This window comes from Rhizobium sp. PDO1-076 (assembly GCF_000247475.1).
In the GTDB taxonomy this organism is placed as follows: domain Bacteria; phylum Pseudomonadota; class Alphaproteobacteria; order Rhizobiales; family Rhizobiaceae; genus Allorhizobium.
Genome location: NZ_AHZC01000399.1, coordinates 1 through 26,830, shown reverse-complemented (window position 1 = coordinate 26,830; position 26,830 = coordinate 1). Strand labels below are relative to the sequence as shown.

Sequence of the window (26,830 nt, the reverse complement as noted above, 5' to 3'; positions counted from 1 at the left end):
GGTCTGCTTGGGATCTTCAACCCCATTGCCGGCAACGCGGTCATAGACAGCCTTGTCCTGGTTGGGCACGGATTTGCCACCCGGATTTTCCGGCACGATCTTTACCGGATCCTTGTCGGCTGCGATCACCTGCGGTTCGCCGCTCGTCAATGTGCCGACAGAGCCGGTGCCGAGCCATGCATAGAGACCGCCAGCACCGAGCAGCAGGACCACAGCGGCAGTTCCGGCCATCAGGTAGGGCTTCATACGGCGGAAGCCCTTGGCCTCTCCGGCGATGGTGATATGGCCGCGCGTTTCGCGTTCAAAGGTCTGGGTCGAATTCAGCGACGTACGGAAATCTTCCTCCAGCGCGCGCTCGAATGCCTCGAACTCGTCCAGCGGAGGTTGGGCCGCCGCGGGTTTGGCCGGGGCTTCGACGGCAACGCGACCAACATTGGGCAGCGGCGTCGCGGGCGGCGGGCTTGCCGCCGGTTCATCGAACAGCGTGGCCAGTTCGGAATCGATATCGAAATCGTAGTCGGCCTGAGGTGCTGCCTGCGGACGCGCTTCAGCGACCGGCACTTCCGGCACGTCCATGCCGGAGAAGCTTTCGATCTGCTCGTCCTGCTCGGCAATCTCGGCCGGATCAAAACCAAGGTTGTCCTCGTAGTCCGGCACGGTGCGGGCGACCAGTTCGGATCGCACAGGTTCGGACCGGACAGACGTCGAGATGGTCGGCTGCGGCTGGTATTGCGGCTGTGGCGGAACCGCCGGCGCAAAGCTCACATTCGGCTGCGGCACGCTCTGTACCACGGGCTGCGTCACCGTCACCACGGGCGCCGCCGGCGCGATCCGCGCCGGACTGACACTGGCCGAACTGACATTGCCTGAACTCACATTGACCGCCGACACGAAAGCCTGGGCGGACGCGATGGGCGCAACATAGGCCGCGGCAACAGGACGCTCAGCAACCGGCTCGATCTCGGAAAGATCCAGATCGAGTTCGTCCAATTGCAGATCGAAATCATGGTCGACGAAGGGATCGAATTCTTCGTCGGCGACCAGCGGTGGACGCTGCGATGCTTCAGAAGATGCAGCCGGCGCAATTTCTGCTGGTGCCATTGCTGCCGGTGCAGGCGCCGCCGGTGCCATTGCTACTGGTGCGACCGGCTCGATCTTGTCGACAGGACCGCGAATCATGTCATCGGAAAAACTGAAGCCGAAATCCGGCTCACTGTGACCGACGTTGCGGGCGGCGGCTCCGGAAACCGGCTCTACGTCATCCGAATGCTCGGAGAAATCGAAGGAGAAATCGCCGAGTTCAGGCACGACGACGTCTTCGGCCTCCACCTCAGGTTCGACCGCCACGGCGGACCAATCGAAAGCCGGCTTGTCAAAGGAAACCTGAACGGTCGCCTGACGCACGGGCGCGGGCTCGACTACATCCGGATCGACAACGGGGGAAACGGGAACCGAAACAGCCTGCGGAGCCGCGGCGGGCTGCAAGATCGGTTCGACACGTGGTGCCGGCGCAAAATTGGCCAGCGGAAGACGCAGGCGCGGCACTTCCTCGACACGCTGCGGCGCACGCGGTGCCTCGACCTCGGCCACGGCCATTTCAAGCTCATCAGCCAGATCCAACGAGAAAGACGGCTCTTCGCGGACAGCAGGCTCGGTCACAGCGAAAACCGCCTCAGGCTCTACGTCAAAGGAGACGTCCTCGAACGCTACGTCCTGATGGAAATCTGGCTCTGCGCGCGGAGCCTCATAGGCCTGCGGCACCTCGAATGGCTGCGATTCTGGCGCGTATGCGTGCGGCTCTGGCTCGTGGCGCGGCGCAACGGGTTCCGGAGCCTGGAAAAACCGATCCTCCTCGACCTGATGAGAAACCGGAGCCTCATAGACCGAGAACTCGCGAAGAAGCTCATCTTCGAGATTGAAATCCGCCTCCGGCGATACCGGCACCTGCGGCAGCGACAAAACCGGCTCCCGCTTCAATGGCTGGTCGAAACCGACAATGCGGGCAAGCTCCGCCAACGGATCATCATCCGCGAAGCTGTCGCCCTGCGATCGTATGCTGTTTGCGGCCTGCTTCTGTACCATTACCTAATTCCACTCATTCACGCGACAATACGCTTGCCAGTGCAATGCGGGGAAATGGTGACGATACTATCGCATTTCTTGCGGAGCTTCGGTGCCAGTAATGGCAAGTCCCGACTTCAACACGGAGGCGACAGCATGCACCAGCCCAAGCCTGGCGATGGTTAATTCTCTATGTTTATCGTTAACAAAGCGTAATTCCGGAGAATCCTTGCCCTTATTCCAATGAGCATGGAAGGAGCTTGCCAGATCATATAGGTAAAATGCAAGCCGATGCGGTTCCTGCGACTGTGCCGCAGCCTCCACAATTCTAGGGTATTCGGCCATTTTTCCAATCAATTGCAGCTCGGTCGGATCGGCGATCCGGCCAGCCACTGCGGCAGACAGGTCGAGGCTGGCAATATCCAGATCCGGGAAGGCTTCCTTCGCCTGGCGGAAGACCGACATGCAACGAGCATGCGCGTACTGCACATAAAAGACCGGATTGTCCTTCGACTGTTCCGTCACCTTGGCAAAATCGAAATCGAGCGGCTCGGAGCTCTTTCTATAGAGCATCATGAACCGCACCGAATCGCGGCCGACTTCCTCGACCACTTCGCGCAGCGTGACGAAATCGCCCGAACGCTTGGACATCTTCACCGGCTCGCCGTCGCGGAACAGCTTGACCAGCTGGCACAGCAGCACGGTCAGTTTGCTCTTCCCTTCGGAGACGGCGCGGTTGACTGCCTCCAGCCGCTTGACATAGCCGCCATGGTCGGCACCGAGCACATAGATCATCTCGGAAAAGCCGCGGTCGAACTTGTCCTTGAAATAGGCAACGTCGGCGGCAAAATAGGTGTAGGAACCGTCCGACTTGACCAGCGGACGGTCGATATCGTCGCCGACTTCCGTCGAACGGAAGAGCGTCTGCTCGCGGTCTTCCCAGTCTTCCGGAAGCTGCCCCTTCGGCGGCGGCAGTGCACCGCGATAGACATGTCCCTTGAACGTCAGGTCGTTGATCGCGGTGCGGATGCGGGCTGCGCCATTGGCATGCAGCGAGCGCTCGGAGAAGAACACGTCGTGATGCACGTTGAGCTGGGCCAGATCGGCGCGGATCATGCCCATCATCGCATCGATGGCGCGCTCCTTGACGATCGCCATCCAGTCGTCTTCCGGCATCTGGTGCAGCTTGACGCCGAATTCCTTGGCCAGCGCCTGACCGACGGGCACGAGATAGTCGCCCGGATAAAGGCCGGCCGGGATCTCGCCGATATTCTCACCCAGCGCTTCGCGGTAGCGCAGGAACACCGAACGGGCGAGCACATCGATCTGTGCGCCGGCATCGTTGATGTAATATTCCTTGGTCACGTCATAGCCGGCAAAGGCGAGCAGGTTGGCCAGCGCGTCACCGACCACGGCGCCGCGGCAATGGCCGACATGCATCGGGCCGGTCGGATTGGCCGACACATATTCGACATTGACCTTGTGGCCTTGGCCGAGCGTCGAACGGCCAAAATCCGTTCCTTCGCTGATGATGGTCGCCAGCAGGCGCTGCCAATATTCGGTCGACAGACGGACATTGATGAAGCCCGGACCGGCGACGCCAACCTCTGCGATATCCGGATCCTGCTTCAGCTTCTCGCCGATGACGTCGGCCAGCGCGCGCGGGTTCGTGCCAAGGCCCTTGGCAAGCACCATGGCGGCATTGGTCGCGGCATCGCCATGGCTGGGATCGCGCGGCGGCTCGACGACGATACGGCTGAAATCGAGGCTGTCGCGCTTTTCGCGAATGCTGTCGATCTGCTCCAGGGCGGCCTTAATTCTGGTTTCGAAATCGGCGAATAGGTTCATGACTTCCACCTGCGCACAGGCACTTGGCGCCTGCGTCTCTTATTGAAATTTGAGCGCTGCCTATCGCAATTCGGGAGTCCGGTCAAACAACTCCCGGTGAACGCGCACCGCATAAGTGTCGGTCATGCCGGCCAGATAGTCGCCGACATGGCGGGCCTTGGCGCCGTCGTTGAGGCCGGAAATGTGGTTGACCCAGAAGTGGCTCCTCATCAGCTTCGGATCGGCCATATAGGCGTTGAACAGATCGGTGACGATCTCGGCTGCGGCCGCGCGAATGCGCATGATGTCCGGATGACGGTAGATGCGACTGAACAGCAGTTTCTTGATCTGCTTGTCGGTCTCGGCCATGGCGTCGGAGAAGGTGGCAATGGTCATCGAGGCTGCCCGCACATCCTCAACGCTTTGCGGCTGGACCTTGTTCAGCCGGTCCTGCGCCACGCCGATCACGTCCTCGACCATGCGGGTGATCTGGCGCCGCATGATTTCATGGGTAAAGCGGTCGTCGTCGAGATGCGGATACCGATCGCGCACCTCCTTCATCAGCCCTGCGAGAAAGGGCACCTCCTCCAGCATGGCGAAGGTCAGGTAACCGGAACGCAGGCCGTCATCGATATCATGGGTATTGTAGGCGATGTCATCGGCGATCGCCGATACCTGCGCCTCCAGACCGGCATAACTCGCCAGTTCCAGGTCATGGATCTCGCAATAGTCGAGGATCGGTTGCGGAACCGGTCCACGCGTGCCCTCGCCTGTCTTGGTCAACAGAGGGCCGTTGTGCTTGACCAGACCTTCCAGCGCCTCCCAGGTCAGGTTCAGGCCGTCGAAATCGGCGTAGCGACGCTCCAGCTTGGTGACAATGCGCAGCGACTGCGCATTGTGGTCGAAGCCGCCATAAGGTTTCAGCACCTCATGCAGGGCGTCCTCGCCGGTATGGCCGAACGGTGTGTGGCCAAAATCGTGGACAAGTGCCACGCCTTCGGCCAGGTCCTCGTCGAGCTTGAGGGCACGCGCCAGCGCGCGGCCGATCTGCGCCACCTCGATCGTATGGGTCAGCCGGGTGCGGTAGTGATCGCCATCGGGTCCGATGAAGACCTGGGTCTTGTGCTTCAGCCGGCGAAACGCGGTCGTATGCACGATGCGGTCGCGGTCGCGCTGGAAATCCGAACGCGTCAGGCTGCCCTCTTCGGGAAAGAGGCGTCCACGGCTTTTCCACGGATTGGTGGCGTAAACCGCCCTGTCGCCAGACCCGAAACCCAGTGCAGATTTGTCAATCGTCATTCGCCTGCTGTCTGCTCCCCATTGACGCGCTACCTTAGCCTTCATACCTATAGCGAACGAAGCCGCAAGGCTGTTGGCACCATCAAGACCTATCATGCAGGTCTGGCCGATGCGAAGCTTGCGGCGCTCGTGACTTTTCGCGACAAGGGGCCGATCCTTGCCGATAATTCCGGTTTTCCACGGGCCTTGAACCCGTCAGGAGGCAACATGACGACGCAGAATGTGACACTTTCCCAGGCCGCAGCGAAACGAATCGCTGCCATTGTCGCGGCCGATGCCGACAAGAACGCCTTGCGCGTCGCCGTCGAAGGCGGCGGCTGTTCGGGCTTTTCCTACAAATTCGACCTCGACAAGGACCAGCATGACGACGACATTGTGATTACCCGCGATGGCGCGACCGTGCTGATCGATCCGGTTTCGCTGATCTACATGGCGGGCTCCGAGATCGACTTTGTCGACAATCTTCTGGGCCAGTCGTTCCAGATCAAGAACCCGAATGCGGTTGCCAGCTGCGGCTGCGGCACCAGCTTCTCCGTGTGAGTGCATGATGAAAATAGCCACCTGGAACATCAACGGCGTCAAGGCACGCATCGAAAGCCTGTGCCAGTGGCTTCAGGACTCGCAACCGGACATCGTCTGCCTCCAGGAGATCAAGTCGGTCGACGAGGGTTTTCCGCGGCTTGAGATCGAAGCGCTCGGCTACCATGTCGAGACACATGGCCAAAAAGGCTTCAACGGCGTGGCGCTCTTGTCGAAGATGAAGCCGGATGAGGTCAATCGCGGCCTTCCGGGCGACGACACGGACGAACAGGCCCGCTTCATCGAAGGCGTGTTTTCGGTGGAGGGCGGCGTGCTGCGGGTCTGCTCGCTCTACCTGCCGAACGGCAACCCGTCCGATGACCCGGTCAAATATCCCTACAAACTGCGCTGGATGGCCCGGCTGAAGGCGTTTGCCCGCGACCGCATGGCGCTTGAGGAGCCGCTGATTCTGGCCGGCGACTACAATGTCATCCCGGAACCGTTCGACTGCCGCGATCCGAAAGAATGGGAGAATGACGCGCTCTTCCTGCCGCAGACGCGCCAGGCGTTCCGACGTCTGGAAAATCTCGGTTTCATCGATGCGGTGCGCGCGACAACCGACGACGCAAAGCTCTATTCCTTCTGGGACTATCAGGCCGGTGCCTGGCAGAAGAACAACGGCATCCGCATCGATCACCTGATGCTGTCGCCGGAAGCCTCCGACCGGTTGCGCTCGACTTCGATCGAAAAACACGTGCGTGCCTGGGAAAAACCCTCCGACCACGTCCCGGTGACCGGTATCTTCGGCTTTTAAGCCGGAGCAGCCGCTCACCCCATCCGCATCCAACCGCACCCATTCGCGCCAGCCCCGGACAAGGGCGGCACGGTAGAGCACTGTGCAAGCTTTTCAGGCGGGTATCGGGGGCCATTTTCGGCCGCGTTCATTTGCGGACCCCGCGCCAGCATTGCCGGGCGATAGAACGGGAGCGCAATATTTAAAATGGTTTCATCGATCAATTCCGCAAGCCAGAGCATCACGCAGATCTTTCTGAAAGTGCAGAAGGAAAACCAGCAGGCCAGCGACAGCGAGAGCAGCAGCAACGACGACTATTACAATTCGTCGCTTGCCAACCTGATGCGAACCTACGGCCAGGAAGACGACAGTACCGACGATACCTACAGCACCGGCCTGCTGCAGGCGCTCAATGCCAGCGACAGCACAGACGACAGCCTCTCCTCGCTGACGCAAACGTCGGATGACATCAAGACCGCCACCTTCATGGACAGCCTGAAATCGAAGCTGACGGACCTGTCGCAGTCGGGAGACGCTGTCCTGAAAGCCAAGGAAATGCTGGCAGCGCTTGACGCCGGGACGCTGACGGTCACCGATGCAGAAAAAGGCAGGCAGATCACGGCTTGGGATAGCAGCACATTCGATGGCGACAAAACCGCAACTCCCGTCGCAACACGCGACTGGTCGAGCTTTCTCCGGTCGGAGCTGAAACGGGAGAGCACAGGCGGCTACGAATTGACCGAAAGCGGTGCCCATATCGACAAGTCGACGGGCAATAGTGCCAGCTTCGTGCTTGTCGAAGACACCTATGTCTACCTGACATGGAGCACGGCCACCAAGACCGCGTGATCATCACAGGCGCCTACGCGCGCTGGCGCGGTTACTGTTCCTGGTAGACTTCCGGGGCAAGTGCCACGGCAACGCGGCGGTCGTCTTCGCTCGCCATGGAGAAGGCCCGCTCCTGCAATTCCTGCATCCACGGACAATCCTTGGCATTGCAGCGGTCGAGGGCTGCCGTCAGGAAAGCGAGCCCGCGAACGGTCTGGCCTTCCTCGAACAGGACATTACCAAAGACAGACATGGCGCCGGCATGGCCGCTCTTGCGGGCAAGATTGAGCCATTTCTTCGCCTGCTGCGCATTGGCGCTACCGCCCTCGCCGGCCAGGATCATCTGGGCAAGGCGGAACTGTGCTTCGGGAACGCCGAACGTCGACGCTGCCTGGAAATAAAGTTGGCGGGCCTGCGAGAGGTCGGTATTCACGGGACTGCCCGGAATGCCCTGACGATAGTAGCGGGCCAGCGACAGAAGCGCGTTGACGAAGAAACCGGTGTCGTCAGAGCCCGGCTCCACGCCCTGGCTGGCGATCTCGGAATAGATCTTGAACGCCTCGAAATCATTGCGCACCACGCCGTCGCCGGCGGCATACATATTGGCCAGCGCCCAGCGCGAACCGGTATGGCCTTTTTCAGCGGCATAACGATAGGCTTCGACGGCTTCTTCTTTCTGGCCCTTCTTGTAGGCATTGAAGCCGAACTTGAAGAGATCGAACGGACCGGATTCCTTGCTGACGCTGCCATTGATGTCAAAGGCATAGGCCGCCGGACTCGACGAGAACAGCAGCGCCGTCGACAGCAGCAGAATAGCCGAGGATTTCCAATCGCGAACTTGCATGGCTGCGTAATTCTTCCAGGACAAAACAGACATCAGCGCACCCATCCCGTCACCACGACGAGTCCAACTGCGTCTGATCTTTTGATACACAATGACCGATGAACATCTGGTTCACGGACCGATACTGCAACGGCGCCATTTTTACGCCGGACGTTTGCACTTGTTCTCATGGGCCTAAGGTTAGGACAGCTTTCCGGCAAGACTGGGACAGAGATCATCTCTGATCTTTGCCGGCCAAAAAATCGTGCATTGCACCGATCGGCTTTGGCCAAAAAGTCTTGCATTCGAAAGTGATCTGCGACCGAAAGGCCCATGTAGAAACTCACGCACCATACACTCGAAACGGCCCCTGCACGTTTCGGAAGAGCATCGGTGCTCCCTGTTTGTGGCGGGATGTGGACAAATTTGGCCGTTCGACGGCGGCAATTGAAGGATAAACGATATGTTGCATAAACGTCACATTCTGGAGCACCGTCAGTACCGCGAACGCCATAAAAGAAGCCCGGACTAGCCGGGCTTCTTTCTTCAGTTCCTGCGTTAGACTTAGAACGCGATCTTGTAGGATGCCGTCACGGCGTAGGCCCAGTCGCCATCAGCCGTGGCGTTGAAGTCCGCACCTTGCGTACCATTCACGACCTGTTCGCCTGACGTCAGATAGGAAACCGCGCCGCCCAGACGCAGAACGCCAGGGCCTGCTTTGACAAGCGTACCCGCACCCACCGTCCAGGTATCGGTGACAATATCGGCTCCGGTATCAACACCGCTGTCCCAGGTCAGGCTCAGTGCGCCGGACACGGTATCGGTGAATGTATGACCGACACCACCCGTTATTGTCCAGCCGTCCTTCCAGAAGAAGTTCTTCTGCTGATCGCCAAGACTCGTAATATTGTAGTTCAGTGTCTGGAGCACACTCCAGTCCGTCCACTTGACGGAACCGAATACCAGCCAACCCGGTGCAACACCGCTCTGCAGGTTCAGTTCCAGCGACTGCGGCAGGGAGCCATAGCCGGTTGCGGACAATTTCGAGCCCGTCGGAATGCCGGCGAACGAAAGCGGAGAATTGGATGTGAAGGTACCATCCGCCTCATGATCCACCTGCGAGCGATACATCAACTCGGCGCGAAGAGCGTATTCGGTAATCTCGTAGGCAGCGCCGATGCGGTAACCAAACGCGCTGGAATCGTCCATTTCCAACGTGCCGAATGTCTTGCTTTCTGAGTAGTCGAAAGACTGAGAGAACACGCCGCCGATGAAATGGATATTGCCCGGACCTGCGGCAAAGTTAACAGCGCAGGTGCCGCCATATTCATTGGTATCGAAACTGGCTTCCTTCACGGCATTACCGCCCAGCAACGCGGTTCTGCTTGTCGGAGCCACTGCAATATCCGTGGCGCGGTCGGCAGCCTGCGCCTGCGTACCATATGTGGAAGACGCGCCGAAGGGCTGCGTGTAGGTCAGCGCACAGGAGAAATTCTCAGAAATCTGAAACTTAGCGGCAAAAGACGGAATGCCGTAACTATCCGTGAAAGCGTCATCTGTACCGGCAGCGCCTCTGACCGTATCATAGGCGCGATCCGGCATGACATAGGTATAGCCCCCGCGGAAAACTGCTGTGCCATCCTCGTACAGAATGTCCGTGTCAGCTTCGCCGCGGGTAAAACCGCCAGCATGTGCCGCACCGGCAAACGCGCAAGCGCTCAGCAGACCGAGGGTCAGTTTTTTTGTCAAATGTATCGCCATATCTCTCCCCAATTTTGGCAAAACTGTGAGTTGGGATCTTAGTCACGTCCGTGTGAATAACAATCGCACGCAAAAGGTGGAGAAATTGTTCCGACCGAGAAATTTTTACGTAATTAATTTGACGTGCACGTAAATCACAACTTAATTTGGACAAATATTGCTCAAATTTGCACACATCCACGAAAAGTTAGATTTTTTTCCCAAAAATGGGAGACGCTGTGTCGCAAGCGTCACAGCAGCGTCATACCTAAGCGACGGGAGAAAACATCGCGTATTTGGGCTCCGTTGCTGTATTGCAGCATGAAATCCCCGCGTAGAGAGCGATTCTGCATGCGATGCAGCAAAAACGAGCAGCGAACCAGCCGCAGCCCAGAATCGCAAACGCCGGGCCTTCCGGCCCGGCGCTTGGAAAACAATTCTCTTTTACAACAAATATCAGCCGGCCTCGAGAACCCGCTTCAACGCTGTTTCCAGGCTCGCCTTTTGCACTTCGAGTTCCTGGAACCGCTCCCGCTCGGCGGCCACGACCTCCGGATTGGCATTGGCGACGAACTTCTCGTTGTTCAGCTTGCCGGAAATGCGGGCCATTTCCTGATCGACCTTGGCGATCGCCTTTTCCAGCCGTGTCTTTTCAGCTGACAGGTCGACCAGCGTGCCAAGCGGCAGGCAAACCGTTGTCTCGCCGACGACAATCTGGGCGGCGCCCTTGGGGGCGACGCTGGCAAAGGTAATAGCCTCGACGCGAGCCAGACGCTTGATCGATGCCTCGTGGCGGGCAAAGCGCTCCTGCGTGACGCCATTGGCGCCCACCGCGACCAGCGGCGCGATCGCGCCCGGCGGCACATTCATCTCGGCGCGAACCGAGCGGATGCCGGTGACCAGGTCGATCAGCCAGTTGATGTCGGCAGCGGCGGCCTCGTCGGCGAATTCCGGTGCCGGCCAGTCGGCGTGGCAGAGCAGCGTGTCCCGCGACTTGCCCTCGCCTGCCGTATGCGCCCAGAGTTCTTCCGTCATGAAAGGCATGAACGGATGCAGCAGCTTGTAGGTCTGCTCCAGCACATAGGCGGCGCAAGCCTGCGCTTCGGCCTTGGCGACCGCGTCCTCGCCGGCAAAGACCGGCTTCAGCAGCTCCAGATACCAGTCGCAGAAGTTGTTCCAGACGAAGCGATAGAGCGAACCTGCCGCGTCGTTGAAGCGGAATCCGGCAATCGCCTCGGTGACTTCGTTCTCGGTGCGCGCCAGTTCCGTCAGGATCCAGCGATTGATGGCAAGCGTCGTCGTTTCGGGCAGGAATTTCGGATCCGCCTTCACGCCGTTCATCTCGGCGAAACGCGTGGCGTTCCACAGCTTGGTGCCGAAGTTGCGGTAGCCGGCGATACGGGCCGGATCGAGCTTCACGTCGCGCCCCTGGGCTGCCATGATCGCCAGCGTGAAACGCAGCGCGTCGGCGCCGTATTCGTCGATCAGTTCCAGTGGGTCGATGACGTTGCCCTTGGACTTCGACATCTTCTGGCCGTTCTTGTCGCGAACCAGCGCGTGCACATAAACGGTGTGGAACGGCTCGACCGGATTGCCGTCCTCGTCCTTCATGAAGTGCAGGCCCATCATCATCATGCGGGCGACCCAGAAGAAGATGATGTCGAAACCGGTGACGAGAACGTCGGTCTGGTAATACTTCTCCAGTTCCGGCGTCTCGTCCGGCCAGCCCAGCGTCGAGAAGGGCCAGAGCGCGGAAGAGAACCAGGTGTCAAGCACATCTTCGTCGCGGGTCAGGATCTCTCCCGGCTGGAAGTTCTCGAGCTTCTCCTCGACCCAGGCCTTCCATGGACCTTCATGGGCGATGTAGTGCTGGATGGCGGCATGCAGCGCGTCTTCCTCGGTCTTTTCGACGAAAACCTGACCGTCCGGACCGTACCATGCCGGGATCTGGTGGCCCCACCAGAGCTGGCGCGAGATGCACCAGGGCTGGATGTTCTCCATCCATTCATAGTAGGTCTTGTCCCAGTTCTTCGGGACGAACTGGGTGCGGCCCTCGCGGACGGAAGCGATGGCAGGCTCGGCCAGCGTCTTGGCGTCGACAAACCACTGGTCGGTCAGCATCGGCTCGATGACGACGTTGGAGCGGTCGCCGAAGGGCTGCATGATCTTCTTCGACTCGACATAGGGAATGTCGTTACCTTCGGCATCCTTGACGGTGACCGCAAGGCCTTCGGCATTGATCGCATCGACGATCAGCTTGCGGGCCGCATAACGATCGAGGCCGCGATACTCGTCGGGAACGAGATTGATGCCATCGACTTCCTCTTCGCTCGGAACATGGCCGGACTTGGCGATTTCCAGCGCCTGGGCCGCGTAGTCGGCGTAAACCTCGCCATCGCTTCGCATCGAGGCAGTGGTGTCCATCAGGCGATAGAGCGGAATATTGTTGCGGCGGGCGACCTGATAGTCGTTGAAATCATGGGCGCCGGTGATCTTGACCGCGCCGGAACCGAAGGTCGGGTCGGGATATTCGTCGGTGATGATCGGGATCAGGCGGCGATGCGCCTTCGGTCCGACCGGGATTTCGCAGAGCTTGCCGACAATCGAGGCATAACGGTCGTCGGACGGATGAACGGCAACGGCACCATCGCCCAGCATCGTCTCGGGACGGGTTGTGGCGATCGCAATGTAGTTGCGCTCTTCAGAGAGGGTGACGTTTCCGTCGGCATCCTTCTCGACATAGGTATAGGTCTCGCCACCGGCGAGCGGATATTTGAAGTGCCACATATGGCCTTCGACTTCGCGGTTTTCGACCTCGATGTCGGAGATTGCGGTTTCGAACTTCGGATCCCAGTTGACCAGCCGCTTGCCGCGGTAGATCAGGCCTTCCTTGTAGAGCGAGACGAAGACCTCAAGGACAGCGGCCGACAAGCCCTCGTCCATGGTGAAGCGCTCGCGCGACCAGTCGCAGGAAGCGCCGAGGCGCTTGAGCTGGTTGAAGATCAGCCCGCCGGATTCGTCCTTCCACTCCCAGACCTTGTCGATGAAGGCATCGCGGCCCATGGCGCGGCGGCCCGGCAGCTGCTGTTCCATCAGCTTGCGCTCGACAACCATCTGGGTGGCGATGCCCGCATGGTCCATGCCGGGCTGCCACAACACGTCCTTGCCGCGCATGCGCTCGAAGCGGATCATGATGTCCTGCAGCGTGTTGTTCAGCGCATGGCCCATATGCAGCGAGCCCGTCACATTCGGCGGCGGGATGACGATAGTGAATGTATCCTCGCCCGGCTTCGCATTGGCGCCGGCGCGGAAGGCATCCGCATCTTCCCAGGCCTTGGCGATCTTCGGTTCGACGGCGGCTGAATCGTATGTCTTTTCGAGCATTTTCCGACCAGATTTTGGAGTTCTTGTTGTGGGATTGGTAAACAGGACTGGCAAATCCAAGTCAATAAAAAAGCCGCCCCGGACACCGGAGCGGCCTAAACCCGGAATTTGTTTTATTTAGCGACGCGGACCGCGTGCGACGCGCTCGATCTCTTCGCGCACCAGGCGTTCCACCAGTGTCGGCAGGTTGTCGTCGAGCCAGTCGCGCAGCATCGGGCGCAGCATGTCTTCGGCCATCTCGTCCAGCGAGCGACGCTGCTGGCCGTCGATGGCGGCGGCCAGTTCGCCGAATGAGCGCGACACCTGCTCCACGGTCGCGGCCGAAACAAGAGCGTTGAGGCTCTGGCCAGTGCTGTCACCGAGGCTCTGATGCGCACTCAAGTCAGCACTCTGCTCTGCCGGGATGTCCATCTCGACGACCGACACGTCCTCTTCGATCATCTCGACCTCCTGCATCGGCAATTCGGCCGGCTGATCGAAGGACAGGTGCGGTTCGCGGCGCATCTGCACCTCGACAGTATCGATCGTCTGATGGCTGCGCTCTTCAGCGGCTTGCACAACCGGTTCCGGCTGTCGCACCTGCGGCGCGCGCAGTTCGGCGAGACGGCTGGTCATCAGCGGGCTCTCGCCGCGCGGCGCCGGCTCGACGGCGGGCGGCTGCACCATGTAGCGGTCGGCACGTTCCGAGGCGGAGCGCACGCGGGCCGCCAGATCGGCCAGCGACATGCTCTTGGGCGCTTCCGGCTGTTCGTGACGCGTCTCGGGCTGCACGTCGCCGCGATAGTTGCCGCTCACGCCATGGTCGACACGGGTGGGGCCTTGATCATTGGCCGGCGTGAATTCAACAGCCTCATAGCCGCGATCGTCATCGGCGCCAGTCATGCCGGCTTCGATTTCGCCGTGATCTTCATCGTACATGGACGGCATGCCATCAGACATGTCCTTGGCGCTGCCGGGATCATTGCTTTCAATGATGCGGCGAATCGATGCCAGGATCTCTTCCATGGACGGTTCACGTGCTACGCTTGGCTGAGCCATACTAATCCCCGTTGTCCCTAGAATGTTCGGCCATCAAGTCGCATCTCGGCCGATTCGATTCACCCTAGGATACGCTTTCGCAGAAAAAAATCACGGCGGAGCGACGAACTGGCTTGATGCACAGCTTTGTTGCCCTGCGGCAAACAAAAAGGGCCCGCACGCGGCAGGCCCTGTCGATGATCGCCGGATGGCTTGATCAGAAGACGAATTCGGCAAGCTTGCGGAAACCCGGCAGCGGCTTGACCGATGCGTTGAAATAGTCGGTGTAGGAGGTTACGCCGCCGGCCTTGACATACAGACGGGCGCGCGCGGCATTGCCATAGCCGACGACCGCGACCAGACGGCCACCTTCACGCAACTGCGACAGCAGCGCTTCCGGCACCACTTCAACAGAGCCATTGACGAAGATCACGTCATAAGGCGCTTCCGCAGCATAGCCCTGCTCCAGAGCGCCGGTGACGACAGCCACATTGTCATAACCAAGGCTGGACAGGGTCTGCGTTGCCGCGTTGGCAAGGGTCTCATCCTGTTCGACAGCAACGACAGAGCCGGCCAGCGACGACAGCAGTGCCGAAACATAGCCCGTCCCGCAGCCGATCTCGAGAACCAGATCGTCCTTGGTGATGGCGGCAAGCTGCAGCAGCTTGGCCAGCGGCGACGCCTCCATGATATAGCGGCCAGGCATGCCGGCGGCGGCCGGGGCGACCTGCGTGTCAGCGTCGATATAGGCAAGCGCCTTCAGATGCGGCGGTACGAACGCTTCGCGCGGCACGGTCAGACATGCGGCCAGCACGGAATGGGACGTGACGTCCGTCGTGCGAATCTGATTGTCCACCATCTTGGTGCGTGCTGCTGCGTAGTCCATCATTTCCTGTCGCCCCATATCGGCCGGTGTCATGACCCAGTGTCTTAATTGCAGGCCGTCCGGCTTTCAAGACACACAGGACGGATAGCAGCAGAATATCGCAGGCGACAGCCAGGCAGTTTGCCGGTTACTTTCGGCAGGCTTCTGAGGAGTGTAGAGAGCCAGATCGCGCCGAAGGCGTGGATCGACACGTCACCGACAACGGCCAAGGTTCAGCGCATAGATATGGTGAAGAAAGAAAGAGTTGGAGGCCTCGCCCGGAATCGAACCGGGGTGCAAGGATTTGCAGTCCTCTGCGTAACCACTCCGCCACGAGGCCGTCCGATGCAAAAGTGCGTGTGGTGGCGGGGATTTAGACGCGATCAAAAAAAACCGCAAGGGGATTTTCTGAAAATGGCCCTTTTAATTTTCTGAAAGACTATCTCCATTCGGCTGTGGCCCGGCGCCGAATTGGGAATCTCAGACCGCTCGGCGCAAACCCTGGATGTGGACCACCCCGGCCATCGTTCTCGCGGCATCGGCCAATTTCTGCGGATCTACCAAACCGGCTGCGTAGAGCCTCAGGACAACCCTGCCCAAGGTCTCGACGTCGTCGACAGTGCGAAGAGTATCGCCAGAATCGCACGCCATGAACATCGCATGCTGCATGACACGAAGATCGACGGGCGACATGATCCCCGACACCATTTCCGACACCGACTGTTGAGCTGACTCGTTCATCGCACCTCCCATCCTGACCTCGGACTGGTCGTCCGTTTATCGCCAGGTTTGTGTCGTGATGACATGGTCGAATCTAACAGCACAGCGGCGGAAGCGCATTTGCATTTGACATAGCGACCGGACAAAGCCCCTTTTCGGCAAGGCCTGCGGCGACAAACATCGTCCAGCAACAACCAGGCGGTCAGACCCGGCTGCACATCCGCATGACAAGACAGATCGATCCGGATCTCACTTGGTCCCGGCGCGCTTGACTTCGGGATGTCGCTTGCGCCACCAGATGGCGATGCGCCGGCGGCGGCGGCGGATGAAGGGCAGGTCATGCGAGAGCACGAGAACGCCAAGCGGAACCATCCAGAAGCCGAGGATCGGCAGAAATCCGAGAAAACCGCCGCCGATCAAAGCTGATCCTGCCGCGATGCGACCACCGCGCGACCGTGGAAAGGGGATTTCGAAGCCTGGGAGAACCAGTCGCCCCCGTTCGGCATCGATCCGGTATCTACGCTCTGCCAATCGTCAGACTCCCTGCATTTGCGGCATTATTCGCTGTTTTCGCTGCCTCCAACAGATGGGTAGCCCACAGAATAAAACAAGCCGAATGCATTTTTTTTCAAAAACCGCTTGGCAAATCGAACCAGCATTTGTATTAGCCCACTCACACCGCGGCAAGCGGCTGTTCCCTGGTAGCTCAGCGGTAGAGCATTCGACTGTTAATCGACAGGTCGCCGGTTCGAATCCGGCCCGGGGAGCCATTCCATTCTAAAGGCCTGCGCTGAACAAGCGCGGGCCTTTTCTCTTTCAGTCCACCGCGATTTCATTCACAGAGGCCACCTCATTTCTCATCCCTGCCGCACGCCTTTTTTGACGGCGCGGCAACTCCGTCTTCATCTTTGCTTGCTATCCGTCGGTGATTGATAAATGTCATTTAGGAGAGTTGCAGATGTGGATCCAGCTTCATGACGGGGACGGCTTTCCCCTCTTCGTGAACATGGACAATGTGGTGGACTTCCGCTGGTTCGATCGGGAGAAATATACCTGCCTGCTGACAAACGCGCCGGTCGCGGAAAAGCTTCATCGCCTCTATGTGCGCGAAAATGCGACGGAAATCATGGCGTTGATCCATGCCGAGCAACGTCACCGGTCGCCCGCCGTGCTCACGGCTGCCTGAAAGCAAATTTGATCCTCTTCCCGGTTAATTCCCATTTCGGCATGATCCTTCCGCGCTGATCCTTCGTATGTGGAGGTTAAACAGCAGATGAGTATGCGGAATGCCCTCGACCAAACCCCTGATTTTGTGGTTCCGCAAGGATCTGCGTCTCGATGACAATGCAGCACTGGCAACGGCGGCCGACGAGGGGCGGAGGGTCATTCCTGTCTATATCCGCGAGCCGGCCGAGGCCGGCACCGGACCGCTCGGGGCAGCACAGGCCTGGTGGTTGCACCACTCGCTCGCCGCCCTTGCCCGGTCGCTTGAGGAGATCGGCAGCCGACTGACCTTGCGCAGCGGTCCGGCCGGACAGGTGCTGGATCAACTGATCGACGAGACGGGTGCAGCCAGCGTCTACTGGAACCGCCGCTATGATCCGCCGGGCATTGCCATCGACAAGGCGATCAAGGCGCGACTGACCGAGGACGGCCTTGTCATTCGCACCTTTGCCGGCCAGATCCTGCATGAGCCGACCCGGCTGACAACCGGTTCCGGCACTAACTTCCGGGTCTACACACCCTTCTGGAAAGCACTTGAAAGCTCAGGCGAGCCACGCGAGCCCGCACCCGCACCTGCCTCCCTCAACGCACCGCCGTCCTGGCCCGACAGCGAGCCGCTCGACAGCTGGGCCCTGCTTCCGACCAAACCCAACTGGGCGGCCGAATTTTCCGAGATTTGGCAGCCCGGCGAAGCCGGCGCGCTCGAGCGGCTCGATACGTTTATCGAAAACGGCCTTGCCGGCTATCGGAGCCTGCGCGACTTCCCTGCCCGGCCGAACACGTCGATGCTCTCGCCGCATCTGGCGATGGGCGAAATCTCGCCTGCCCGGATCTGGCATGCGACACGCGGGCTTGCCGGGCGCTTCGCCTCCGAGGACATCATCCATTTCCGCAAGGAAGTGGTCTGGCGGGACTTCTCCTACCACCTGCTGTTTCATTTTCCCGACCTGAAATCGAAGAACTGGAATTCCAAGTTCGACGCCTTTCCGTGGCGGTCGGCGCCGGATCTTCTGAAAAAATGGCAGCGTGGCGAGACCGGTTACCCGATCGTCGATGCCGGCATGCGCCAGCTCTGGCGCCATGGTTACATGCACAACCGGGTGCGGATGATCGCCGCCTCCTTCCTGATCAAGGATTTGATGATCGACTGGCGCGAAGGCGAGCGCTGGTTCCGCGACACGCTGGTCGATGCCGATCCGGCTTCGAACGCCGCCAGCTGGCAATGGGTCGCCGGATCCGGCGCCGATGCATCGCCGTTCTTCCGCATCTTCAACCCGATCACCCAGGGCGAAAAATTCGACGTCGAAGGCCACTATATCCGCACCTTCGTGCCCGAATTGAAGGCTATGCCCGACGCCTATATCCACCGGCCGTTCGAGGCGCCGCTTACGGTGCTGAAGGAAGCCGGCGTTATCCTGGACGAAACCTATGCAAAACCGATCGTCGATCACAAACAGGCGCGCGACGAGGCGCTTGCGGCTCTGCAGGGGTTGAAGGGGGAGTGAGGGCATCGGATACCTTTGCCCGCCCGCCAAGCTCGGATGCCGTATAGGCGACCCGGTCATTCGCGCACATATATTTACGTAATTCCCTAATTGCCTTGCGGACGGCTGGCGCACGGTTTTTTCATCACCACGCGATCCGGCAGAATTGCATTTCTTGCTTTAGGCAGCCTGCCCGACGACAACAGCAGCTTCGACTTCCGATCGCGGCCTCCCTTCGTCTTTTGCCGATTGTCCGTTTGGACAAAATTCTGCGTTGAAGGCGCTTTTCATTTCGTCGCGATTGGTTCTAGTGTCCGGACAAAGAGAAGGCAGATATTCATGGCATTTCATCCCTCCGTGCTCGAAGCGATCGGCAATACGCCCCTCATCCGGCTGAAGGGCGCCTCGCAGGCGACCGGCTGCACCATTCTCGGCAAGGCCGAGTTCCTGAACCCCGGCCAGTCGGTCAAGGATCGCGCCGCCCTGTTCATCATCCGCGATGCGGAAAAGCGCGGCCTGCTGCGGCCCGGCGGCGTGATTGTCGAGGGCACCGCCGGCAATACCGGCATCGGCCTGACCCTGGTCGCCAAGGCACTCGGCTACCGCACCGTGATCGTCATCCCGGAAACCCAGAGCCAGGAAAAGAAGGATGCGCTCAGGCTGCTCGGCGCCGAGCTGGTCGAGGTGCCTGCCGTTCCCTACAAGAACCCCAACAATTACGTGAAGATCTCCGGCCGGCTGGCCGCCCAGCTTGCCAAGAGCGAGCCCAATGGGGCGATCTGGGCCAACCAGTTCGACAACACGGTCAATCGCGATGCCCATATCGCAACCACGGCACGGGAAATCTTCGACCAGACCGGCGGCGCCGTCGATGGCTTCATCTGCGCCGTCGGCTCGGGCGGTACGCTCGCCGGCACCGGCATCGGCCTGCGCAACCTCAAGCCGGAGGTAAAGATCGGCCTTGCCGATCCGCACGGTGCGGCACTTTATGAGTTCTACAAGAACGGCGAGCTGAAGTCGTCCGGCTCCTCGATCACCGAAGGCATCGGCCAGGGCCGGATCACCGCCAATCTCGAAGGCTTCACTCCGGACCACGCCTACCAGATCCCGGATTCCGAAGCGCTCGACATCGTCTTCGACCTGGTCGAAAACGAAGGCCTGTGCCTGGGCGGTTCGTCGGGCATCAACATTGCCGGCGCCATCCGGCTAGCGAAAGATCTCGGCCCCGGCCATACGATCGTGACGATCCTGTGCGATTATGGCAACCGCTATCAGTCGAAGCTGTTCAATCCGGAATTCCTGCGTTCCAAGGAACTGCCGGTGCCGGGCTGGATGGAAAAGCGCACCGATTTCGACCTGCCGTTTGAAACTGCCTGAGGAATAGCATGCCGACCACCGCTCTTTATCGCGACGATTTCTATCTCTCGACATGCGAAGCGGTGGTGACGGCCATCCATGACGATGGCGGCATCGAACTTGACCAGACCTGCTTTTACGCGACCTCTGGTGGCCAGCCCGGAGATCTTGGCTTTCTGGAACGTGCAGATGGCAGCCGCATCGATATCGCGCTGACCCGCCATGGCGAAACCAAGGACATCATCCTGCACCAGCCGGCCGAGGGCCAGCCGTCACCGGCGGTCGGCGAAACCCTGGTTCTGCATATCGACTGGCCGCGGCGCTACAAGCTGATGCGCATGCACACCGCCTGCCATCTGCTCTCGGTCGTCTGTCCCTTTCCGATCACCGGTGCTGCCGTCGGCGAAGAGGAAAGCCGCGTCGATTTCGACATGTCGGAGACGATCGACAAGGATCAGGTGACGGCCGACCTGATGAAGCTGGTTGCGGAAAACCATCCGGTTTATCTGCAATGGATCACCGATGCCGAGCTCGTCGCCAATCCCGGCATCGTCAAGTCGAAGAATGTCCGCCCGCCTGTCGGGCTTGGCCGGGTCAGCCTTGTCGCGATCGGCGAGAACTCCGCCGTTGACAGCCAGCCCTGCGGCGGCACACATGTTTCGGAGACCCAAGAGGTCGGCGCGATTCATATCGCCAAAATCGAGAAAAAGGGCAAGGAGAACCGCCGGTTCCGCATCCGCTTTGGTGTTCCGGAGGTCTCCGCCTGAAACAAGGTACGGGAGAACAGCATGTCCGGGGAAAGAAGCCGTTTCGTCGTCTCAGCAGACTGGGTCGAAAAGCATCTCGGGGCTCCCGAATTCAAGCTTGTCGACGCCTCCTGGTATCTGCCGGCCCATAATCGCAATGGCGCTGCCGAATATTCCGCCGGACACATTCCCGGCGCCGTGTTCTTCGACCAGGACGTGATCGCCGACAAGACCACCAATCTTCCGCACTCCCTGCCCTCGCCGGCCTTCTTTGCCGATGCGGTCGGCCAGCTCGGGATTTCCGCGACCGACACGATCGTGGTCTATGACGGTCCGGGCTTCTTCTCGGCGCCGCGCGTCTGGTGGATGTTCCGCGTCATGGGCGCCAGACGCGTCTATGTGCTCGACGGCGGGCTCGATGGCTGGAAGGCCGAGGGCCGCAAGCTGGAAACCGATCTGCCGGAGCCGGAGCCGGTCGATTTCGAAACCCATTTCGACCGCGCCCGCATCACCTCCTTCGACCAGATGTCGGCGATCGCCGACAATGGCGACCGGCAGGTTGCCGATGCACGCCCGGCCGGCCGCTTCACCGGGGAAGAACCGGAACCCCGCGAGGGCATGCGCTCCGGCCATATGCCGGGTGCACGCAGCGTGCCGGCGTCCATGCTGTCTGAAAACGGCCGCCTGAAGGATCTCGCCACCCTGCGCTCGATCTTCACCAATGCCGGTATCGATCTGTCCCAGCCGGTGGTGACCAGCTGTGGATCCGGCGTGACGGCAGCAGTCGTCACACTTGCGCTGGAATCGCTCGGCCATACCGACAATTCCCTCTATGACGGCTCATGGTCGGAATGGGGCTCCAAGACCGACACGCCGGTGACGACGGGTGCGGCCGAACCATTGACGTCGAGGACAGAAGGACCGCTGACGGCCCATGTCACCCGTCTCGAAATGACGGCGCCGCCGAAGTCGAGCCTGCCGGTGCCGGTCAATATCCAGACGGCGATCATGCGCACCCAGGAGATTCCGCTCGCCTTCTACCGCTTCCTGCATCGCCAGGTCGGTGCGCGCTGGCACTGGTACGAGCGCCTGCGCATGACTGACGACGCGCTGAAGGCGATCATCCACAATCCGAAGGTCTCGATCTCCGTCCTCTACGTGAACGGTGCGCCGGCCGGCTTCTACGAGCTGTCGCAGGAAAACGAAAAGCTGGTCGAGCTCTCCTATTTCGGCCTGTTCGAATACGGCCTGGGTCTCGGCATCGGCAAATGGTTCCTGCTGCAGGCGCTTTATGCCGCCTGGACAAGCAATCCGGATAAGGTCACGGTGACGACCAATTCGCTCGACCATCCGCGCGCACTGCAGCTCTACCAGCAGTTCGGCTTCTCCCCGGTCGAGACATTCAACGCGCTGGTCGAGCCGATGACCGAGCAGGAATTGCTGCAACTGATGAAGCGCGACGGCGCGACGTTCTGACATTGGCGGCAGCCCGCTTCGCCACGACCGGCGAAGCGGGCCGATCTGCCGCTACTGATCGGAGGCCGCAGCCTTGAGGGCCGACACCATGCCGCGCTTTACGTCAGCGGGCGCCTGCGCCTGCGGCTCGCCGTCCGGTGACGATTGCGCACGGTTTTCCTCGAAATACTGGCTGACCAGATCGGCGTGATGTGCGGCGAACTCGTAGCAGAACGTGATCTCGCGGGCCGAGGGATCCCAGAATGCGTTGATGACCCCACAGGTTTTGGCCGTCACCTTGATGCCATCGGGAATGTTGTATCCCTCGCCAAAGGTTGCCGAGATCGTTTCGAGAACCTCGCCCTCCTTGAGCATATCCTCGATATATTTCAGATCGTCGCCGGCCGGCTCGTAGGTGACGGTAAAATTCGAGGTCTTGCTGTCGTCGACATAAGGGTCGAGCACGCCCCACCAGCTGTCGCGCGTCTGCGCGTATTCGTCCACACACTCCTCCCGGCGGTCCTCGGGAAACTCGAGAGAATCGATGAACGCCTTGAAATATTCGGGATCCTTGCCTGACATCATGCAGACCAGCGCATAGGCGCGCTGCTTGTTCAGACCATGGGTGCCCTGGAAATCCGCCTCTTCGAGCCCTTGCGCATTCGCCGCATCGATCAGGAACCAGCCATCGGCCGCGTCCTGCATCGCCGCCCGCAACTCCTCGTCCTCGCTCTCCAGCAGCATCACGGAGGACAAGCCGTCGACCGCATCTTCTTCACGGCCAAGCACCGGCAAGCCGAGCTCGGAGACCAACATATGGCCACCCTCGTGGAAAAGGACGAAGATCGCGTTGTTGACCACATATTTGCGGCCTTCGGCGATTTCTTCCTGGGTCAGATCCGCCTTTGCCGAACCCGCCGGCATGGCGAAGAATGCGGCGCAAGCGCCGCCGAGCGCGATCAGCGCAGTGGTAATGTGTCTCATGGATGCCCCGACCCGGTTTAGCTGGCAAGACGCTAGCCGAAACAGCATAGGCGCGAGAACCTCCATTTTTGGTGAATGTCGCATTGGCTGGCAAGAAACGGGTGGAGCCGGCCGGCGGCACTTCGCATGATGCCTCACACATCATCAGAGCCATCAGCGAGAAACGATCATGACACCGCACTTCACCGCCATTCCCACCGACGAGTTCATCGCCTATCAGGCCGGCGCGCCGGATGCCTACGGCCTTGCCCCCGAAACGCGGCTGTCGCCGGGCGGCGGCTATCCCTGCCGCCACTGCCTCGGCTTCATCGAGGAAGGCGAGCCTTACCTGACGCTTGCCTATCGCCCGTTCCCGAGCCTGCAACCCTATGCCGAAACCGGGCCGATCTTTCTGCACGCAAAACCCTGCCCGCGTTACGACGCAAGTGAGGTCCTGCCGCCGATGCTGGAAAGCCCGGACTATATCGTGCGCGGCTATGGCGCCGACGATCGCATTGTCTATGGCACCGGGGCCGTGACACCGACGTCCGCGATTGTCGACCGTGCCCAGGAATTGTTTGCCGATCCGGCGATTGCCTATGTGCATGTGCGTTCGGCACGCAACAATTGCTACCAGTGCCGGATCGAACGCGGCTGACGGGACAGGCGGCACCGGCCTAGTGAGAACCGGTCCAACAAGAAAAGGCCGGCCGTTAATACGGCCGGCCCAATTGGCCGCGCTCCATGAAGCGCCGCGGACATCACGCAAGGTAAGGTGACTGGAGAGATCCTAGTCCTTACGCAACGTTAAGCAGCGATTCTGCGGCGAATGCCGGATAGCCGAGGGCATCGGCTACCGGCTTGTTGGTAATGCGACCCTTGTGCACATTGAGGCCGTTGCGGAGATGGCGGTCCTCGGCAATCGCCCGCATGCCGCGATCGGCAAGCGCCAGACCATGGACCAGCGTCGCATTGTTCAGCGCATGGGCAGACGTGACCGGAACCGCACCCGGCATGTTGGCCACGCAATAATGCACGATCCCGTCGACCTCATAGGTCGGGTCGGAATGGGTGGTGGCATGCGAGGTCTCGAAGCAGCCGCCTTGGTCGATGGCGACGTCGACGATGACTGCGCCCTTCTTCATGCCCGTGAGCATTTCCCGGGTCACCAGCTTGGGTGCCGCCGCACCCGGGATCAACACTGCGCCGATGACGAGATCGGCGGAAAACACTTCCTGCTCCAGCGCATCGATCGTCGAGTAGACGGTGTGGATGCGGCCGGCAAAGAGGTCGTCGAGCTGGCGCAAACGTGGCAGCGAACGATCGAGTATAGTTACATCGGCACCAAGGCCGACAGCCATGCGCGCGGCATGCAAGCCAACGACGCCGCCGCCGATGACGGTGACCTTGGCCGGCAGAACGCCCGGCACGCCACCCAGCAGAATTCCGCGGCCGCCATGGGCCTTTTGCAGCGCGGTCGCGCCCGCCTGGATCGCCAGGCGTCCGGCGACTTCCGACATCGGCGCCAGCAGCGGCAGGCCGCCACGCTCGTCGGTGACGGTCTCATAGGCAATTGCGGTGACGCCCGATTCGAGCAGACCCTTGGTCTGTTCCGGATCCGGCGCCAGATGCAGATAGGTATAGAGGATCTGGCCTTCGCGCAGCTGCACCCATTCGGAGGGCTGCGGTTCCTTGACCTTGACGATCATGTCGGACTTTTCGAACACGTCCTTCGCGGAGGCGGCAATCCTTGCGCCGGCTGCAATATAGGCATGATCGTCTGCGCCAATGCCGGCGCCAGCACCCGTCTCAATCAGAACGTCGTGGCCATGCGCCACATATTCGCGCACCGCTCCGGGCGTCAGGCCCACACGATATTCATGGTTTTTGATTTCCTTCGGGCAACCGACACGCATACAGCGTTCCTCTCCATTTCGGCGGCTGAGCCGCGCCTTCAACAAGGGTTGAATTGAACCATTCTTGCCGGCGAATGTCCTTGCAAAATGGGTTTGCCAGTCGGCCAAGTTTCGCAGATAATTGCGTCAGACCGACATATCTTGAGGAATTATTCGAATGTCAGCACTGGACAGCATCGATTTTGCCATCCTGAAGGCCCTGCAGGAAAACGGACGGATGACCAATGCTGACCTGGCCGAAAAAGTCGGTCTGTCTGCATCCGCCTGTTCGCGGCGCCATGACATGCTGGAGAAATCCGGCGTGATCAGCGGTTATCACGCACGCCTGTCGCACAAGGCGATCGAGTACAAGATGATGGTCATCGTGCATATCTCGCTGTCGGGCCAGTTCGCCAAGACGCTGACCGAATTCGAGGCCGCGGTGAAGCGCTGCCCGAACGTTCTGGTCTGTTACCTGATGTCGGGAGAGTACGACTATATCCTGCGCGTCGCGGCCAAGGATCTCGAAGACTATGAACACATCCACCGGGACTGGTTGTCCGCCCTTCCCCATGTCGTGAAGATCAATTCGAGCTTTGCCCTGCGCGAAATCATCGATCGTCCCAATGTGGGGCTTTAAAACCGCCGATTGCGAACAATCCTAACGATTGAGTTCAGCCGGTTCTTACGTTTCATCGCTAGCGTGGTTCTGTCTCAATGGCTGGAACAATCAAATGAGCAATAACCTCAATATGGATGGGCGTACATCGCCGAGAAGCCGTTGCCGTGTCGACAGTCGTGTGCGCCACCTCAAGCAGGAGGCCGATGCCCGCGTGATCAACATTTCGCGCACGGGTCTCGCCCTTGAACTGTACAGCCAGCTTCATGCCGCCGCCGGCAGCTCTGTTATCATCGAGAACGATGATATCGGCCTGATCGAAGGCACCGTGCGCTGGAACCGCAGCGGACGGCTGGGCATCCAGATCAAGCAGAACAGCAATTCGCTCGCCAAACTGGCGGCTTATTTCCGCAACTTCCACAAGGAAGTCCGTCCCGTCTTGACGCGTTAGGCGTCACAAACCCGCCACCTGCCAACGTTGAAACGATGGACGGCACCGCCGCCCGTCCTTTTTGCCGTTCCAGCGAAAACCTCTGCCGATTTACGGTAAAACCACGCCTCGGGCTGCCGAATACCTGATATTTGCTAGGTAAAATTCTCGCATTTTAACGAGATTATCCAGATCCCGTTCACCCGCATCGCGACACTTGGCTGCATTTCTTTCATTCCTTTTCATGGAGCGATTAGTCATGCTTGCTGCCAAACGTCAGGAAAGTTTCAGCGCCAGCCAGGACGGACGCCAGACCCAGCGCATCCGCTGCCGCTTCAAGGGGACACTGGACTACCTCAGTCAACAGATCGACATCCGCGTCATCGACATTTCCCGCACCGGCATGGCGCTGCAGCTAGAAGGCTGGATCGAGGCCAAGCGCGGCAGCACGGTCATCGTCAAGACAACGGAACTGGGCCTGATCGAAGGCACGGTGCGCTGGTACCGTGCCGGCAAGATGGGGCTGGAATTCGGACAGACCAGCAATACCCTGGCCCAGATCTCCGCCTATTTCCGCCACTTCCATCGTGACCCGGGAAACGTGACCGGCCGCTAGCAGCCTGTGAACACCAATAACGCGGATCACCGGCCAGTCATTCAAACCTCTGACATTTTCGGGGTGCAACTGTCGTCGAAGCCACCTAAACTCCTCAACTTTAAAGACGGTATTTCCTGAAGGAGCCCCCATGCCCCCCATGTCATCTTTGCTCGACCTGCATCCG

The 26,830-nt window shown here is 60.1% G+C and carries 23 protein-coding genes, 2 tRNA genes and 1 pseudogene; 13 read left to right on the top strand and 13 right to left on the bottom strand.

Annotated elements, in window-relative coordinates; all coding sequences use genetic code 11:
- From PDO_RS20995 to PDO_RS20985, 3 genes and pseudogenes are all read right to left on the bottom strand, one after another.
- Positions 1-2,082, bottom strand: a pseudogene (locus PDO_RS20995) (hypothetical protein); the annotation flags it as partial.
- Positions 2,083-2,148: 66 nt separating this feature from the next.
- Positions 2,149-3,909, bottom strand: coding sequence for an arginine--tRNA ligase (argS, locus tag PDO_RS20990; protein ID WP_007606552.1), 1,761 nt, complete (start codon positions 3,907-3,909; stop codon positions 2,149-2,151).
- A 60-nt stretch (positions 3,910-3,969) separates the two neighbouring features.
- Positions 3,970-5,187 (bottom strand): deoxyguanosinetriphosphate triphosphohydrolase, encoded by a 1,218-nt coding sequence (locus tag PDO_RS20985; RefSeq protein ID WP_007606550.1) that lies wholly within the window; start codon positions 5,185-5,187, stop codon positions 3,970-3,972.
- Between the two features lie 207 nt (positions 5,188-5,394).
- Here PDO_RS20985 and erpA point away from each other — a divergent pair, with 207 nt between their 5' ends.
- From erpA to PDO_RS20970, 3 genes are all read left to right on the top strand, one after another.
- Positions 5,395-5,727 (top strand): iron-sulfur cluster insertion protein ErpA, encoded by a 333-nt coding sequence (gene erpA / locus PDO_RS20980; RefSeq protein WP_007606539.1) that lies wholly within the window; start codon positions 5,395-5,397, stop codon positions 5,725-5,727.
- Between the two features lie 7 nt (positions 5,728-5,734).
- Positions 5,735-6,520 (top strand): exodeoxyribonuclease III, encoded by a 786-nt coding sequence (gene xth / locus PDO_RS20975; protein ID WP_007606537.1) that lies wholly within the window; start codon positions 5,735-5,737, stop codon positions 6,518-6,520.
- A gap of 186 nt (positions 6,521-6,706) precedes the next feature.
- Entirely contained in the window at positions 6,707-7,348 is a 642-nt protein-coding gene (locus PDO_RS20970) for a hypothetical protein (RefSeq protein WP_007606536.1), read from the top strand.
- Between the two features lie 31 nt (positions 7,349-7,379).
- Here the strand turns inward: PDO_RS20970 and exoR are convergent, their stop codons facing one another.
- The 8 genes from exoR to PDO_RS20930 all read right to left on the bottom strand — a co-directional run bounded on the left by exoR (position 7,380) and on the right by PDO_RS20930 (position 16,407).
- Complete coding sequence (gene exoR, locus PDO_RS20965) at positions 7,380-8,171, bottom strand: exopolysaccharide production regulator ExoR (protein ID WP_037074941.1); 792 nt, start codon at positions 8,169-8,171, stop codon at positions 7,380-7,382.
- A 543-nt stretch (positions 8,172-8,714) separates the two neighbouring features.
- On the bottom strand, positions 8,715-9,899 hold the full coding sequence (locus PDO_RS20960; RefSeq protein WP_244426495.1) for an OmpP1/FadL family transporter: 1,185 nt from the start codon (positions 9,897-9,899) through the stop codon (positions 8,715-8,717).
- A 447-nt stretch (positions 9,900-10,346) separates the two neighbouring features.
- Positions 10,347-13,274: a valine--tRNA ligase gene (locus tag PDO_RS20955; RefSeq protein ID WP_007606533.1), complete on the bottom strand. Its 2,928-nt coding sequence runs from the start codon at positions 13,272-13,274 to the stop codon at positions 10,347-10,349.
- Positions 13,275-13,391: 117 nt separating this feature from the next.
- Positions 13,392-14,312, bottom strand: coding sequence for a PopZ family protein (locus PDO_RS20950; protein ID WP_007606532.1), 921 nt, complete (start codon positions 14,310-14,312; stop codon positions 13,392-13,394).
- A gap of 196 nt (positions 14,313-14,508) precedes the next feature.
- The gene (locus tag PDO_RS20945; protein ID WP_085995854.1) at positions 14,509-15,180 is read right to left on the bottom strand and encodes a protein-L-isoaspartate O-methyltransferase family protein; all 672 of its coding nucleotides are present in this window, start codon (positions 15,178-15,180) and stop codon (positions 14,509-14,511) included.
- 242 nt (positions 15,181-15,422) lie between these two features.
- Positions 15,423-15,496: transfer RNA gene (locus PDO_RS20940), tRNA-Cys, on the bottom strand.
- A gap of 140 nt (positions 15,497-15,636) precedes the next feature.
- Entirely contained in the window at positions 15,637-15,897 is a 261-nt protein-coding gene (locus tag PDO_RS20935; RefSeq protein WP_007606530.1) for a hypothetical protein, read from the bottom strand.
- 228 nt (positions 15,898-16,125) lie between these two features.
- Positions 16,126-16,407, bottom strand: a complete 282-nt coding sequence (locus PDO_RS20930; RefSeq protein ID WP_007606529.1) for a hypothetical protein — start codon at positions 16,405-16,407, stop codon at positions 16,126-16,128.
- Between the two features lie 164 nt (positions 16,408-16,571).
- On the opposite strand from PDO_RS20930, the gene PDO_RS20925 reads away from it, so the two are divergent.
- The 6 genes from PDO_RS20925 (at position 16,572) to sseA (ending at position 22,162) form a co-directional block, all read left to right on the top strand.
- A tRNA-Asn gene (locus PDO_RS20925) sits at positions 16,572-16,646 on the top strand.
- Between the two features lie 188 nt (positions 16,647-16,834).
- A complete protein-coding gene (locus PDO_RS20920) occupies positions 16,835-17,062 on the top strand; it encodes a hypothetical protein (RefSeq protein ID WP_007606528.1) in 228 nt (75 codons plus the stop codon).
- A 100-nt stretch (positions 17,063-17,162) separates the two neighbouring features.
- Positions 17,163-18,605 carry a cryptochrome/photolyase family protein gene (locus tag PDO_RS20915; RefSeq protein ID WP_007606527.1) on the top strand — a complete coding sequence of 481 codons (1,443 nt, stop codon included), beginning with the start codon at positions 17,163-17,165 and terminating at the stop codon, positions 18,603-18,605.
- A 318-nt stretch (positions 18,606-18,923) separates the two neighbouring features.
- A complete protein-coding gene (locus tag PDO_RS20910) occupies positions 18,924-19,961 on the top strand; it encodes a cysteine synthase A (protein ID WP_007606526.1) in 1,038 nt (345 codons plus the stop codon).
- A gap of 8 nt (positions 19,962-19,969) precedes the next feature.
- Positions 19,970-20,707: an alanyl-tRNA editing protein gene (locus PDO_RS20905; RefSeq protein WP_007606525.1), complete on the top strand. Its 738-nt coding sequence runs from the start codon at positions 19,970-19,972 to the stop codon at positions 20,705-20,707.
- A gap of 21 nt (positions 20,708-20,728) precedes the next feature.
- The gene (gene sseA / locus PDO_RS20900; protein WP_007606524.1) at positions 20,729-22,162 is read left to right on the top strand and encodes a 3-mercaptopyruvate sulfurtransferase; all 1,434 of its coding nucleotides are present in this window, start codon (positions 20,729-20,731) and stop codon (positions 22,160-22,162) included.
- Between the two features lie 51 nt (positions 22,163-22,213).
- Here sseA and PDO_RS20895 read toward each other — a convergent pair whose 3' ends face one another.
- On the bottom strand, positions 22,214-23,125 hold the full coding sequence (locus PDO_RS20895; RefSeq protein ID WP_141649968.1) for a DUF4344 domain-containing metallopeptidase: 912 nt from the start codon (positions 23,123-23,125) through the stop codon (positions 22,214-22,216).
- Between the two features lie 169 nt (positions 23,126-23,294).
- On the opposite strand from PDO_RS20895, the gene PDO_RS20890 reads away from it, so the two are divergent.
- Entirely contained in the window at positions 23,295-23,762 is a 468-nt protein-coding gene (locus tag PDO_RS20890) for a DUF1203 domain-containing protein (RefSeq protein ID WP_007606522.1), read from the top strand.
- Positions 23,763-23,901: 139 nt separating this feature from the next.
- Here PDO_RS20890 and ald read toward each other — a convergent pair whose 3' ends face one another.
- Positions 23,902-25,020 carry an alanine dehydrogenase gene (gene ald, locus PDO_RS20885; protein WP_007606521.1) on the bottom strand — a complete coding sequence of 373 codons (1,119 nt, stop codon included), beginning with the start codon at positions 25,018-25,020 and terminating at the stop codon, positions 23,902-23,904.
- Positions 25,021-25,177: 157 nt separating this feature from the next.
- Between ald and PDO_RS20880 the strand changes: the two genes are divergently transcribed.
- The 3 genes from PDO_RS20880 to PDO_RS20870 all read left to right on the top strand — a co-directional run bounded on the left by PDO_RS20880 (position 25,178) and on the right by PDO_RS20870 (position 26,664).
- A complete protein-coding gene (locus PDO_RS20880; RefSeq protein ID WP_007606520.1) occupies positions 25,178-25,639 on the top strand; it encodes an Lrp/AsnC family transcriptional regulator in 462 nt (153 codons plus the stop codon).
- A 94-nt stretch (positions 25,640-25,733) separates the two neighbouring features.
- Positions 25,734-26,069, top strand: a complete 336-nt coding sequence (locus PDO_RS20875; protein ID WP_007606518.1) for a PilZ domain-containing protein — start codon at positions 25,734-25,736, stop codon at positions 26,067-26,069.
- A gap of 238 nt (positions 26,070-26,307) precedes the next feature.
- A complete protein-coding gene (locus PDO_RS20870) occupies positions 26,308-26,664 on the top strand; it encodes a PilZ domain-containing protein (protein WP_007606516.1) in 357 nt (118 codons plus the stop codon).
- Positions 26,665-26,830 lie beyond the last annotated feature (166 nt).

Excerpts from the sequence above, each read along its gene's own strand:
- sseA (WP_007606524.1), top strand. The coding sequence starts at position 20,729 with ATGTCCGGGGAAAGAAGCCGTTTCGTCGTCTCAGCAGACTGGGTCGAA.
- erpA (WP_007606539.1), top strand. The coding sequence starts at position 5,395 with ATGACGACGCAGAATGTGACACTTTCCCAGGCCGCAGCGAAACGAATC.
- PDO_RS20955 (WP_007606533.1), bottom strand. The coding sequence starts at position 13,274 with ATGCTCGAAAAGACATACGATTCAGCCGCCGTCGAACCGAAGATCGCC.
- PDO_RS20920 (WP_007606528.1), top strand. The coding sequence starts at position 16,835 with ATGTGGATCCAGCTTCATGACGGGGACGGCTTTCCCCTCTTCGTGAAC.
- PDO_RS20970 (WP_007606536.1), top strand. The coding sequence starts at position 6,707 with ATGGTTTCATCGATCAATTCCGCAAGCCAGAGCATCACGCAGATCTTT.
- ald (WP_007606521.1), bottom strand. The coding sequence starts at position 25,020 with ATGCGTGTCGGTTGCCCGAAGGAAATCAAAAACCATGAATATCGTGTG.
- PDO_RS20915 (WP_007606527.1), top strand. The coding sequence starts at position 17,163 with ATGCCCTCGACCAAACCCCTGATTTTGTGGTTCCGCAAGGATCTGCGT.
- PDO_RS20875 (WP_007606518.1), top strand. The coding sequence starts at position 25,734 with ATGAGCAATAACCTCAATATGGATGGGCGTACATCGCCGAGAAGCCGT.
- PDO_RS20945 (WP_085995854.1), bottom strand. The coding sequence starts at position 15,180 with ATGATGGACTACGCAGCAGCACGCACCAAGATGGTGGACAATCAGATT.
- PDO_RS20870 (WP_007606516.1), top strand. The coding sequence starts at position 26,308 with ATGCTTGCTGCCAAACGTCAGGAAAGTTTCAGCGCCAGCCAGGACGGA.
- argS (WP_007606552.1), bottom strand. The coding sequence starts at position 3,909 with ATGAACCTATTCGCCGATTTCGAAACCAGAATTAAGGCCGCCCTGGAG.
- PDO_RS20880 (WP_007606520.1), top strand. The coding sequence starts at position 25,178 with ATGTCAGCACTGGACAGCATCGATTTTGCCATCCTGAAGGCCCTGCAG.
- xth (WP_007606537.1), top strand. The coding sequence starts at position 5,735 with ATGAAAATAGCCACCTGGAACATCAACGGCGTCAAGGCACGCATCGAA.
- PDO_RS20950 (WP_007606532.1), bottom strand. The coding sequence starts at position 14,312 with ATGGCTCAGCCAAGCGTAGCACGTGAACCGTCCATGGAAGAGATCCTG.
- PDO_RS20890 (WP_007606522.1), top strand. The coding sequence starts at position 23,295 with ATGACACCGCACTTCACCGCCATTCCCACCGACGAGTTCATCGCCTAT.
- PDO_RS20985 (WP_007606550.1), bottom strand. The coding sequence starts at position 5,187 with ATGACGATTGACAAATCTGCACTGGGTTTCGGGTCTGGCGACAGGGCG.
- PDO_RS20895 (WP_141649968.1), bottom strand. The coding sequence starts at position 23,125 with ATGAGACACATTACCACTGCGCTGATCGCGCTCGGCGGCGCTTGCGCC.
- PDO_RS20905 (WP_007606525.1), top strand. The coding sequence starts at position 19,970 with ATGCCGACCACCGCTCTTTATCGCGACGATTTCTATCTCTCGACATGC.
- PDO_RS20910 (WP_007606526.1), top strand. The coding sequence starts at position 18,924 with ATGGCATTTCATCCCTCCGTGCTCGAAGCGATCGGCAATACGCCCCTC.
- PDO_RS20935 (WP_007606530.1), bottom strand. The coding sequence starts at position 15,897 with ATGAACGAGTCAGCTCAACAGTCGGTGTCGGAAATGGTGTCGGGGATC.
- exoR (WP_037074941.1), bottom strand. The coding sequence starts at position 8,171 with ATGCAAGTTCGCGATTGGAAATCCTCGGCTATTCTGCTGCTGTCGACG.